Raw genomic sequence first — 12,277 nt, 5'->3', positions numbered from 1 at the left:
GCGTGCTCGGCCAGCAGCAGCTGGCACATCTCCGTGCTGCCCTCGATGATCTCCATGAGCTTGGCGTCGCGGTGGGCGCGGGCCACCACGTGCCCGTCGCGCGCGCCGGCCGAGGCGAGCACCTGGACCGCGGCGGCGGCCCCCTCGACCGCCCGCTGCGCGCTCTCGTTCTTGGCCAGCAGGGTGGCGATCACCGACTCCGGCGACCCCTCGTCCCAGCAGCGGCTGGCGTGCTCGCACAGCAGGGTCGCGACGCGTTCGCCGCTGACCAGGTTCGCCAGGTGCCGGGCCACGAGCTGGTGCGCGGCCAGCGGCCGGCCGAACTGCTCGCGGGTCGCCGCGTGCCGCACCGCCGCGTCCCGGCACGCGCGGAGGATGCCGACGCAGCCCCACGCCACCGACTTGCGCCCGTAGGCCAGCGACAGCGACACCAGGAACCCCGGTGCCGCACCGGCCCCGAGCACCGCGGACGACGGCACGCGCACGCCGTCCAGGGAGACCGAGGCGTGCCCGGCCGCGCGGCAGCCCAGCGGCTCCGCGACCCGTTCGACGGTCACCCCCGGCGCGTCGGCGGGCACCACGACGGCCGCGCCGCCGCCGTCGGCGTGCAGGCCGAACACCACGAGCAGGTCCGCGTAGTGCGCGGCGGTGACCCACACCTTCCGCCCGTCGACCACGACCGCGTCGCCGTCCGGGCGGACGGTCGTGGACATCGCGCCCAGGTCGCTCCCGGCGTGCGGCTCGCTGAACCCCACGGCGGCCAGCTCGCCGCCGGTCAGCCTGGCCAGGTACGCCGCGCGCTGGGCCGGGTCGCCGAGCCGCTGCACGGTCCACGCCGCCATGCCCTGCGAGGTCTGCACGCTGCGCAGCGAACCGCAGAGGCTGCCCGCGTGCGCGGTGAACCCGCCGTTCTCCAGGCTCGTCCAGCCGAGGCCGCCGTGCTCGACGGGCACCTCGGCGCACAGCAGGCCGTCCGCGCCGAGGCGGCGCAGCAGGTCCACCGGCAGCACGCCGGTCCGGTCCCACCCGGCGGCCCGGTCGCCGACCAGCCCGGTCAGCCGCGCCGCCTGCGCGGCGGGGGAGGCGGCACCCCCGACACCCCCGACACCCCCGACACCCCCGGCACCCTCGACATCCCCGGCGACCGCGCTCACCAACCGAACCCCGCCGAGCCGATGAGCCGCCACCGGGTGCCCAGGTGACCGTCCTTCGTGGACGCGCGGCGGCCCGCCGGCACCCGCGGCCGGGCCTGCTCGGGACCGCCGTCGGTCCGCAGGACCAGCCGCTGCACGTCGCGCAGCTCCTGCCCCGGCTCGCTGCCGAGCTGCTCGATCAGCAGGTTCCGGGTGTGCAGGAACGCGGCCAGCGCGTCGGACTGGCGGCCCGCGCCGTGCAGCGCGAGCATCAGCCGCGTGGTCAGCGACTCGCGCAGCGGGTGCGCCCGCACCAGGTGCGACAGCTCCGGCACCAGCTGGGCGTGCCGGCCGAGCTGGAGCTCCAGGTCGATCCACCACTCCAGGGTCTGCATCCGCAGCTCCAGCAGCGGCGGCACCTCCACGTCCTGCAACGCCGAGGAGGGCACGTCGAGCAGCGGCGCGTCCCGCCACAGCGCCAGGGCGGAGGACAGCGCGGCCGACGCCTCCGCGTACCGGGCCTCCGCGGCCAGCTCCGCCGCGTGGCCGTGCAGCTCGAAGAACGTCGTGAGATCGCTCTCGCCGGCGTGCACGGTGACCATGTAGCCCGGCGCCCTGGTGGTGATCCGCTCCGCCGCGAGCGGCCCGAGGGTCCGGCGCAGGCGCATCACGTACGTCCGGATGGTGGGCACCGCGCTCGGCGGGAGCGCTTCGCCCCACAGGAACCAGGCGATCCGGTCGATGGACACCACCCGATTGCTGTAGAGCAGCAGTCCGGCGAGGATGACGCGTTGTTGGGCGGCCGGTATCGACAGTTCCACGCCGTCCACCACGGCCTCGGTCGGGCCGAACACCCCGAAGCGGATACGAGGTTCCGGTGAGCGGGTGTCCCGTGCGCGTCCCATAGAGTGCCTCTCCATCCCGCCGCGCCCCGTGCGGGCGCGGCGAACGCGTTCCCATCGTGCTGCGTCCATAGCCGGGAAATCAATGGGCTTGACGGTGCAGAACGCGGCATTCGACGTCGGTCATTCGTTCCCCGGCTCGTCGTAACGAGTTCGCAACACGGGGACCTGCGCGGGCGCGGGGGCAAATGCGCTGGTGGACCGCAAAAATCGGATCTCCTCCTGTCGGTGGGACGTGGAATTTCCGGCAGTTCCCGGCACACCCCGGTACCGGGACGTCCGGTATGGCCATTCGCGGACCCGTGGTCCTTCCGTCTTACACCACCGCCGCTGCGCATACTCCTAGGGAAATCCGCGCCCCGGTCAACCGTGAACGCCCGATGGCCGCCAATGCGGTGTGCGCCGGCGCAATTCGGTATCGTGCGACCGGTGCCGCCGAGTGCCGCCAGCCCGGGTACCGGCTCGGCCGGGCGAAGGTATGCCGATAGGCCGGACCGCCCTTTCCGGTTCCGGTGGACCGCGCCAATGCGGAAATCGAACCGCGCGGCGGACGGGTGAAATCCGTGAACGGCGGTTCACCCCGCCGGCGCCCGACCCGGGTGGCGCGCCACGTACGCGTCCAGCAGCCGGTCCAGGTAGGCCGGGCCGCCGACCGGGGCCGACCCGGGCAGCAGCGCGCGCAGCCGGGCGGTCGACACGACGGTCCGCACGGGCACCGCGTCGACGACCTCCTGCCGGGCCGGCAGCCCCATCCGGGCCTGCACCCCCGCGGCGATCCCGGTCACCGGGTACGGCGTGCCCGAGGCGACGTTCAGCACCTCGTCGCGCACACCCGCCGCCAGCAGGCCGTCCACGGCGGACACCACGTCCCGCACGTCCACCAGGTCGCGGTGGGCGCCCCGGTGCAGCCGGACCACCCCCGAGCGGACCTGCTCGACGAACGCGGGCAGCAGCTGGTGCGGTCGCTGGCCCGCGCCCACCACGTGCGACAGCCGCAGCGCCAGCCACCGCACGCCCGAGTCGGCCACCTGCCGCTCCAGCGCCAGCTTGTGCCGCCCGTAGGGCGAGGCCGGGTCGACCGGGTCGTCCTCGGTCGCCGGCCGGTCGGTGGAGCCGTACATCGCGTGCGACGCGGTGGACAGCACCACCAGGGTCAGGCCCTCCCGGGCGCACCGGCGGGCCACCTCGGCCGCCAGCTCGCGTTCCCGCGCCAGCTCGGCCGGGTCCGTCACGTGCGTGCTCGACACGCCGGCGGCCAGCACGCACGCGTCCGGGTGCCGGTCGGCGATCCCGGCGAGGTTGCCCGCGATGAACCCGCGCCCGACGACGCGCATCAACGACCCCTGGGCGCGGTGACGGTGCGCGCGACGGCGCGGACGGCGTCGACCAGCTCGGCGGTCCGCCGGGTGCCGGCCGAGGCGGCGCGGGGCTCCGGGACCGCGCCGCCCCGGGCGGCCCGCACCGCGTCCGCGAACGCCACCGCCGCCCGCGCGAACTGGTCGGCCGCGGGCAGCGAGACCTCCTCCACGTGGTCCTGCTCCTCGATCCGCAGCACCGGCCGGTGCGTCGCCGGCGGCGTGAACGCCCGGTCGAGCGACAACCGGCCGGTCGAACCCCACAGCTGGTAGCGGCACGTGTAGCTGTGCCGGAAACCGAACTCGGCGGTGACGACGACGCCCTCGGCGGAGGTCAGCAGCGCGCTGCCGGACACGTCCACGCCGGTGCCCGGGTCCACCCGCAGCACCGCGCCCACCGGCTCGATGTCGTCGCCGAGCAGCACCTGCGCCATCCGGAGGGGGTAGACCCCGGCGTCCAGCAGCGCGCCGCCGCCCAGCTCCGGCCGGTTGCGCACGTCGTCGTCGGGCGGCGGCGGGAAGCCGAACGAGCCGGTGAAACCGCGCAGCTCGCCGAGCCGGCCCGCGTCGCGCAGCCCCCGCACCGCCTCGTGCACCGGGTGGTGCAGGAAGGTGAAGTTCTCCCGCAGCACCAGGCCGCGCTCCCCGGCCAGGCGCAGCAGGTCCGCGGTGTCCGCCGCGCTCGTCGTCAGCGGCTTCTCCGCCAGCACGTGCTTCCCGGCGGCCAGCGCGGCCCCGGCCCACTCGCGGTGCAGCGCGTTGGGCAGCGGCACGTACACCGCGTCCACGTCGTCCCGCTCGACCAGCGCCGCGTACCCCTCGACCGCCTCGCCGCCGAACCGGCGCGCGAAGGACTCCGCCCGGGAGCGGTCGCGGCTGGCGATCGCGGTCACCACCACCCCCGGCGCGGCGGTGAACGCCGGGAGCATCCGCCGCCACGCGGTGGACGCCGCGCCCACCACCCCGACCCGCACCAGCCCGCCCACCGGCTGCCCGCCCACCGTTCGCCCGGCCATCAGGGGTTCCCTCCCCGCGACGCGACCGGGTCGTCCTGCGACCCGCCCAGCAGGCCGTGCAGGCACGCGACCAGGCTGCGCGCCTGCACGTTCACGTAGTGGCTGTGCCGCAGCAGCCCGACGACCTGCTCCGCGGTCATCCACCGGTAGCGCGACGGCCCGTCGCCGCGCCCGGCGGCCTCGGACACCCCGGACGGGTCCACCTCGACGATCAGGTACCGGGTGAGCGCCCGGTAGAACCGGCCGCCCTCCTCGGACAGCACGGTGTCGAACCGCACCCGGTCGGGCGGCGCATCGAGCACCAGGTCCAGGAACGGCGGCCGGGCGTCGCCGGGCAGGTGCACGTAGGACTCCGGCGTGCACTGCACGGTCGGCGCCAGCTCGACGAAGTCCAGGTAGCCGGGTTCCACCCGGGCGTTGACCAGCAGGTGCAGCACGCCGCTGAACCGCGCCACGAGGAACGCCACGACGCCGAGCCCGTGCGGGGCGATGATCGGCTGGGTCCAGTCGGCGACCTCGCGGTCGCCGCCGTGCACCGCGACCGCCCGGATGTCGAAGAACGCGCCCGTCTCGTGCGCGATCCGGTCCGCGCCCCGGTGCCAGCCGCGCACGTCGAGCAGCGGCACGGGCGTCGCCTCGACCTCCCGGCGCGACCGCAGGTCGGTCAGCCAGCTCAGGATCGCGCCGTCGGTGTGCAGCGCACCCCAGGACGACCCGGTCGAGCGGGCCAGCGCCGCCCGGAACCCGTCGCCGCCGCAGCCCAGCTCGTCCACCAGGTCCGGCCCGGTGAACGGCAGGCAGGACAGCACCGTGCGGGTGTTCATGTTCACCAGCACGTCCACGGCCAGCAGCTCGTGCACCTGCCCCAGGGACAGCCAGCAAAACCCGTCGCGCACCTCGACGTCGCCGCGCGCCTCCACCACGATGTTGCGGTTGCGCTTGCGGTAGAACCAGGAGCCCTGCTCGGACTGGAGCACGTCGGCGAGCACGGTGTCCGGCGACGCGGACAGGAACAGGTCCAGGTACGGCACGGCACGGCCCCGGTGCACCGCCGTGTAGTTGCTCCTGGTGGCCTGCACGGTGGGGGACAGCTCCAGCACATCGCGGTTGCCCGGCTCCGCCTTGGCCTGCATCAGGCAGTGCAGCACCCCGTCGAACTCCTTGACCAGGATGCCGAGCACGCCGGTCTCCGGCTGGTTGATGATCGGCTGCGACCAGCTCGCCACCGGGCCGTGCGCGGTGGTCACGGCCAGGCCCTCGACGGAGAAGAACCTGCCGCTGTCGTGCACCAGGTTGCCGGTGCCCGGGGCGAAGCCCCAGCCGACCAGGTCGGCGAAGTCGATGCCGGTGACGACGGTGGACCGCGCGCGGTCCAGCCGGTCGGCGAACCAGGCGCGGAACCCGGGCGTGGACACGACCGCGCCCCGCCGGGACAGGTTCGAGCGCGCGATGCGCAGCGCCGGGCCCGGTCCCGGGGTCCGCAGCGGGCTGCCCGGCGTGATCGGTGACGCGGTCACGGTGCCTCCAGGGGTCGGGTGGTGACGTCCGAGCGGCGTCACCGCCCGGCGGCGTACGCCTCGACGACGTCCGCGGCGTGGCGGACGCCCCGGTCACCGCGCACGGCGCGTGCCAGGGCCGCGGCCCGCCGGGCGACCGCCGGGTCGTCCACCGCCGCGCGCACGGCGGCGGCCAGCGCCCGCCCGGTCAGCCGGGAGTAGGGCACCGGTGGCGCGGCGACCCCGAGCGCGGCCATCCGGCCCGCCCACACCGGCTGGTCCGCGTAGCAGGGCACGACGACCTGCGGCACGCCCGCCGCCACCACGGCCGCGGTGGTGCCCCCGCCACCGTGGTGCAGCACGGCGGCGGCCCGGGGGAGCAGCCACGCGAAGTCCGCGGTGTCGGTGCGGATCGCGTCGACGTGGCCGGGCAGCTCCTCGTCCGGACCGCCGACGACCACCAGCCGTCGCCCGGTCTCGACCGCGGCGGTCACGCTCGCCGCCAGCAGCGCCGAGCCGCCCACCAGCCACGAGCTGCCGAACGCGGCCACCAGCGGCGGGTCGCCGCCCTCGACGAACCCGGTCAGTGCGTCCGGCTGCTCCCAGCGGACGTCGTCCGACCAGTAGCCGGTGACGTGGCAGTGCGCGGGCCAGTCGGCGGGGCGCGGCACCACGTGCGGGCTGAACTGGTACAGGATCGGCCGGACCACCCCGTCGTCGCGGAACGGCGAGCGGAGGCCCAGCCCCGGCAGCCCGGCGGAGGTCCGGCCGGCGTTGACCTCGTGCCGGTACAGCAGCCACTCCAGCGCGCCGGTCGCGCGGTGGGTCGCCCTGTTGTACCACCCGCCCAGCGGCAGGGCGGGCGCGCCGAGCGCGGGCCAGGCGGCGGTCGCGGTGGTCGGCCACGAGGCGACCGAGCACCACGGCGCCGACGGCCGCACGAGCGCCCCGATCCGGGTCAGGGTGGTGTTCACGACCAGGTCCGCGCCCTCGGCGGCGGCCACCAGCTCCTCGGTCACGGCCCGCCGCCCCGCCGCGTCCGGCCGCGGCGCGGCCAGCGCCATCCGGTACAGCGACGGCCCCCGCCGCAGCGCGGCCCGCACCCCCGGGTCGGTCAGCAGGGTGGTGGCGTAGCCGGGGGGAACGGTGTCCAGCGCCCGGAACCCGATCCCCGCCTGCTCCGCCATGCCCTTGAAGTCCACGCCGCTGACCAGCACCGCCTCGTGCCCGCGCCGGCGCAGCTCGGCCCCGAGCACCGCGAAGGGCTGCACGTCGCCGCGCGAGCCGATGGTCAGCAGGACGACGCGCATCGTTCTCCTCCGGGCGGGCAGGGGGCGGAGCGGTCGTCCGGGCGGCACCTCGACCGACCTCCCACGCTAGGAGCCGCCCGTAGCGCCCGGATATCGCCGCTGCCGCCTGCTGCCCGCCGCCTGCTGCCTGCCGTCTGCCGCCGCCGCCCGCTGCCTGCTGCCGCCGCCGACCGCCGCTGCTGCTGCCGCCGACCGCCGCCGACCGCTGCCGCCTGCCGCTGCCCGCCGGCCGGCTCAGGGCACGACCACCAGCTTGCCCACCGCGTTGCCCGCCTCCATGTCGGCGTGCGCCGCGGCGATCTCGTCCAGCGCGTACACCCGGTGCACCGGCACGGTCAGCCGGCCCTCGGCGACCGCGTCGAGGAAGCCCTGGAGCACGGCGGGCGGCAGGTCGGAGGCGTCGCCGCCGTACGCGGACAGCCGCACGCCCCGGGGCAGGTAGCCGATCGGGTAGAAGTCGCGGACCGTCCACTCCTCGGCGAGCATCCCGGCGAAGCAGGCGACGCCGTGCACGGCCACCGCGCGCAGCGTGTCGGGCAGCGTCGTCGTGCCGACGAGTTCGAGCGCCGCGTCCACCCCGTCCGGCACGATCGCGCGGACCCGCGCGGCCACGTCGCCGTCGTCCAGGAGGGGGTGGTCGACACCGGTCCTCGCGAGGTCGGCGAGGCGCTCCGGGCGGCGGGTCGTGGACAGCACGGTCAGGCCGCGGTCCTTGGCCAGCACGGCGGTCGCGAGGCCCACCGACGACGTGCCGCCGCGGATCAGCAGGGTCTGGCCCGCGCGGGCGTCCAGGCCGGTGGTCAGCGCGCCGTGCGCGGTCTGGAGCATCTCCGGGACGGCGCCGAGCACCGACCAGTCCAGGGCGGACTCGAACGGCACCACCTGCGCCGCGGGCACGAGGGTGTACTCGGCGTAGCCGCCGTCGAACACCCGGCCCATGCCGCCCATCATCGCCGCGACCTGCTGACCGGGCGTGAAGCCGTCGCCCTCGACCACGACGCCGGTGGCCTCGATGCCGGGGACGCGCGGGAACACGACGCCCTCCGCCAGGCCAAGCCGGGTGTGCAGCTCCGAGCGGTTGAGCCCGAACGCCCGCACCCGGATCAGCACCCAGCCGGGGCGCGGGGTCGGCACGGGGAGCGTGCGGACGCGCAGCGCGCCCGGGTCGCCGGGGCCGTCGAGCACGACGGCGCGCATGGTCCCGCTCATCGGGTTCCTCCCAGGTGGTCCAGCAGCCGTGCGACGAACTCGCCGAACCGCCGCTGCTCGTCGTCGGTGAGGACGCCGTCGAGCAGGTCGGCCACGGCGGCGTCGTAGGTGGTGGTGGCGGCGGCCAGGGCGGTCGCCCCGGCGTCGGTGAGGGCGACGCGGGCGGCGCGGCGGTCGTCCGGGTCGGGCAGCCGCTCCAGCAGGCCGGCCCGCTCCGCCCGGTCGACGAGCTTGCTCGTCCCGCCCACGGTGACCCGCAGCGCGACGGCCAGGTCGCCCACCCGCACGCCGCCGGGCGTCCTCGCCACGACGTGCAGCGCCTCGAACGCCGACAGCGCCAGGTCGTGCTCCGCGCGCAGGAGCGCGTCCACGCGGTCCCACAGCGCGATCTCCAGCCGGACGAGGCCGATGCCCCAGTCGACCCGGTCGAACCCCATGTCGCCTCCACTCGTTGCCCGGGAAGAATATTACCAGGAATCAAGTTCCCTGGAAGGTAACGACGTGGTGCACGGTCCAGACCTCTGTCGGAGGTTGAGCGGTTCAGCTGCGAGAGCGCTCCCATCTGTGAAGTTTCTTGTTGTCTTCTGCGTAGGTCTGTGGATAGATGGGCGACGATGTGATGGGCCTCATAGCCGAGCCCCGAGGAGAACTCCATGCCCCCTGCCGCCCGCCGGCCGGTCGCCCTGTTCCTGGCACTGCTGCTCCTCCCGTTCCTCCCCCTGCCCGCGACCGCCGCCGCGCCGCCCGCGCCCGTGACCGCCGCGCCGCCCGCGCACGGCCTCAAGGGCGAGTACTTCCGGATGTCCGCGCCCGGCGCGCGCGACTTCGCCGACACCGGCGGCACCACGCTGGAACCGAACGTCGACTTCGCCGACCTGACCGGCACGTTCCAGCAGCTCACCGGCCGCACCGAGCACACCACGGCCCGCTGGACCGGCAGCCTCACCGCGCCCGCCACCGGCGACTACGCGTTCCACGCCATCGGCGACAACGGCTTCCGGCTGTTCCTCGACGGCGCGCCGGTCATCGACCACTGGGTCGGCGACTGGGACGTCGAGCAGCACAGCGCGCCGGTCCACCTCGTCGCGGGCGAGCGGCACGACTTCCGGATGGAGCTGTTCCAGGACGTCGGCGGCGCGAACCTGCGCCTGCGCTGGTCCACGCCGACGCTGGCCAAGCAGCCGGTCCCGGAGACGGCGTTCCTGCCGCCGGCCGACTTCCCCGTCTACCCGGTCGGCCTGACCGTCTCACCGGACGGCCGCCGGCTGGAAGCCGCCTTCGACCAGCGGGTGACCGCCCTGGGCGACCTGAAGTCGCACCTGAGGGTCGAGGTCGACACCGTGCCGTTCCCGGTCGAGTCCGCCGCCGTCGACCGCCGCGACCGCACCAAGGTCGTCGTGGCGCTCGGCGCGACCGTCCAGGAGCCGCAGCGCGTCCGCGTCACCTACGACGGCGGCGGCGGCCTGGTCGTCGGCGCGGAGACCGTGCCGCGGGTCATCCGCACCGCGACCAACACCTCCACCCGGCGGCTGAAGACCGAGTGGGGCGAGGAGCTGGACAGGAACAACCCGCTGCCCGAGTACCCGCGCCCCCAGCAGGAGCGCGACGACTGGCTCAACCTCAACGGCCAGTGGGAGTTCTCCGCCGCCACCGAGGGGCAGCAGCCCCCGTTCGGCCGCAGGCTGCCCGAGAGGATCACCGTGCCGTTCCCGGTGGAGTCCCAGCTGTCCGGGCTGGAGCGCCACGAGGACCACATGTTCTACCGCAGGCACTTCGAGGTCCCGCGCGACTGGCGGATCGGGCGCGGCCAGCGGCTCAAGCTCAACTTCGGCGCGGTCGACCACCACGCCCGCGCCTGGGTCGACGGCACGCTCGTCGCCGAGCACACCGGCGGCTACACCGCGTTCACCGCGGACGTCACCGACGCCCTGCGCGGCGGCGGCCGGCACGAGCTGATCGTGGCGGTCACCGACACCACCGGCGACGACCAGCCGATCGGCAAGCAGTCCCGCAACCCCGGCGGCATCGTCTACACCCCGTCCTCGGGCATCTGGCAGACCGTGTGGCTGGAACCCGTCCCGGACCGGTCGATCGACGACGTGAAGACCACGCCGGACATCACCGGGGGCACGCTCGCCGTGCGGGTGACCTCCACGACGGCCTCCGCGACCGCCCGGGTCACCGCCACCGCCCGGGACGAGCGGGGCCGGGAGGTCGGCACGGTCACCGGCCGGCCCGGCACCGACCTGACCCTGCCCGTGCCGAACCCGCACCTGTGGAGCCCCGACGACCCGTACCTCTACGACCTCGACGTGACCCTCGAAGACGGCCGCAGCAGGGACGAGGTCCGGAGCTACTTCGGCATGCGGTCCATCGGCGTGCGGCAGGTCGCGGGCTTCCCGAAGCTCGTCCTCAACGGCGAGCCGGTGTTCTCGCTGGCCATGCTGGACCAGGGCTTCTGGCCCGACGGCCTGAACACCGCGCCCAGCGACGAGGCGCTCGCGTGGGACATCAAGGCGCAGAAGGACCTCGGCTTCAACGCACTGCGCAAGCACATCAAGGTCGAGCCCGCCCGCTGGTACCACCACGCCGACAGGCTCGGGATGCTGGTGTGGCAGGACTTCGTGAACGTCAACGTCACGAACGAGACCGGCCGACAGGCGTTCCTCACCGAGGGGCGGCGCGCGGTGGAGCAGCTGCACGACTCGCCGTCGATCATCGGCTGGGTGGTGTTCAACGAGGGCTGGGGCGAGTGGGACCGCGAGGAGACCGGCCGGATCGCCGAGTCGGTCAAGGCCGCGGACCCGTCGCGGGTCGTCAACGCGCACAGCGGCGTCAACTGCTGCGCGTCGAAGGGCGACTCCGGCAAGGGTGACGTGATCGACCACCACGACTACAACAACACCGACCCGGCCTGGCCCGACGCCACCCGCGTCGCGATGGACGGCGAGCACGGCGGGTTCACCCTGCGCACGCCCGGCCACCAGTGGCCCGGCGCGCCCGCCGTGATCTACAGCGGCGTCGCCGACAAGGCCGCGCTGACCGCGAAGTACGTGTCGAACACGGAGACCCACTACCTCGACGCGGCCGGCGCGGAGCTGTCCGGCTCGGTCTACACGCAGATCACCGACGTGGAGACCGAGCTGAACGGCCTGTGGACCTACGACCGGCGCGAGATCAAGGTCGACCCCGGGCCGGTGCGCGAGATCAACCGGAGGGTCGTCGCGGCCGGCGCCGCGGCGGCCGAGCGCACCTACGACGGTGAGGGCTCGTGGTCGCTGGACGGCGACGGCGCCGACACCGCCGGCGCGCCGGACCCGGTGACCACCACCGGCGACGCGGCGTGGACGACGGGCGTGCGCGGTCGGGCGCTGGCGTTCGACGGGGACGGCGACTACGCCCAGACCGCCGGACCGGTCCTCGACACCACCGGCTCGTACTCGGTGTCGGCCTGGGTGACGGTGGACTCGCTGCCCGGCAACTACGCCACCGCCGTCAGCCAGGACGGCCGGCGCGTGGAGAACCCGTTCTACCTCCAGTACGGGCAGGGCAGGTGGGCGTTCAGCGTGCCCGGCGGCAGGCGGGCCACGCTCGCCGCGACCCCGGAACCCGGCCGCTGGTACCACCTGGTCGGCGTGCGCGACGAGGCGGCGGGCGAGACGCGCCTGTACGTCGACGGCGTGCGCGCCGCCGCCGTCCCGCTCGGCCCGGACGAGGTCGGCACCGGCCCGCTGGCCATCGGCCGCGCCCGGTACGCCGGCGTGCGCGGCGACTTCTGGCACGGCTCGGTCGACGAGGTCCGCGCCGTGGACCGCGCCCTGACCGACGCGGAGGTGGCGGAGCAGCACGCCGCCCG

9 protein-coding genes and 1 pseudogene are annotated in these 12,277 nt (G+C 75.1%); 1 reads left to right on the top strand and 9 read right to left on the bottom strand.

Translation table 11 applies throughout. The features are described 5' to 3' along the window. The 9 genes and pseudogenes from ACR807_RS38365 to ACR807_RS38325 form a co-directional block, all read right to left on the bottom strand. Positions 1–1,058, bottom strand: a 1,058-nt coding sequence (locus tag ACR807_RS38365) for an acyl-CoA dehydrogenase family protein (RefSeq protein ID WP_438926433.1), incomplete at its 3' end; no start/stop codon positions are given. Between the two features lie 92 nt (positions 1,059–1,150). Then, the gene (locus ACR807_RS38360) at positions 1,151–1,987 is read right to left on the bottom strand and encodes an AfsR/SARP family transcriptional regulator (protein ID WP_438926430.1); all 837 of its coding nucleotides are present in this window, start codon (positions 1,985–1,987) and stop codon (positions 1,151–1,153) included. A gap of 623 nt (positions 1,988–2,610) precedes the next feature. Then, positions 2,611–3,369 (bottom strand): NAD-dependent epimerase/dehydratase family protein, encoded by a 759-nt coding sequence (locus ACR807_RS38355; RefSeq protein ID WP_438926429.1) that lies wholly within the window; start codon positions 3,367–3,369, stop codon positions 2,611–2,613. Continuing rightward, positions 3,369–4,406, bottom strand: coding sequence for a Gfo/Idh/MocA family protein (locus ACR807_RS38350; protein WP_438926428.1), 1,038 nt, complete (start codon positions 4,404–4,406; stop codon positions 3,369–3,371). Before ACR807_RS38350 ends, ACR807_RS38355 begins: the two co-directional genes overlap by 1 nt. Then, complete coding sequence (locus ACR807_RS38345; RefSeq protein ID WP_438926427.1) at positions 4,406–5,923, bottom strand: NDP-hexose 2,3-dehydratase family protein; 1,518 nt, start codon at positions 5,921–5,923, stop codon at positions 4,406–4,408. Before ACR807_RS38345 ends, ACR807_RS38350 begins: the two co-directional genes overlap by 1 nt. 38 nt (positions 5,924–5,961) lie before the next feature. After that, complete coding sequence (locus ACR807_RS38340; RefSeq protein WP_438926432.1) at positions 5,962–6,966, bottom strand: glycosyltransferase; 1,005 nt, start codon at positions 6,964–6,966, stop codon at positions 5,962–5,964. Positions 6,967–7,041: 75 nt separating this feature from the next. Beyond that, a pseudogene (locus ACR807_RS38335) lies at positions 7,042–7,212 on the bottom strand (glycosyltransferase); the annotation flags it as partial. 234 nt (positions 7,213–7,446) lie between these two features. Beyond that, positions 7,447–8,409: a zinc-binding alcohol dehydrogenase family protein gene (locus ACR807_RS38330; RefSeq protein WP_438926431.1), complete on the bottom strand. Its 963-nt coding sequence runs from the start codon at positions 8,407–8,409 to the stop codon at positions 7,447–7,449. Positions 8,410–8,417: 8 nt separating this feature from the next. Next, positions 8,418–8,858 carry a MarR family winged helix-turn-helix transcriptional regulator gene (locus ACR807_RS38325; RefSeq protein ID WP_438926426.1) on the bottom strand — a complete coding sequence of 147 codons (441 nt, stop codon included), beginning with the start codon at positions 8,856–8,858 and terminating at the stop codon, positions 8,418–8,420. Between the two features lie 216 nt (positions 8,859–9,074). Between ACR807_RS38325 and ACR807_RS38320 the strand changes: the two genes are divergently transcribed. Then, positions 9,075–12,277 (top strand): LamG-like jellyroll fold domain-containing protein (locus ACR807_RS38320; RefSeq protein ID WP_438926425.1); only part of this gene is annotated, 3,203 nt, incomplete at its 3' end.

This window comes from Saccharothrix sabaoui (genome assembly GCF_051756985.1).
In the GTDB taxonomy this organism is placed as follows: domain Bacteria; phylum Actinomycetota; class Actinomycetes; order Mycobacteriales; family Pseudonocardiaceae; genus Actinosynnema.
The sequence above is the reverse complement of the archived record's forward strand: the minus strand, read 5'-3'. Positions and strand labels throughout refer to the sequence as shown.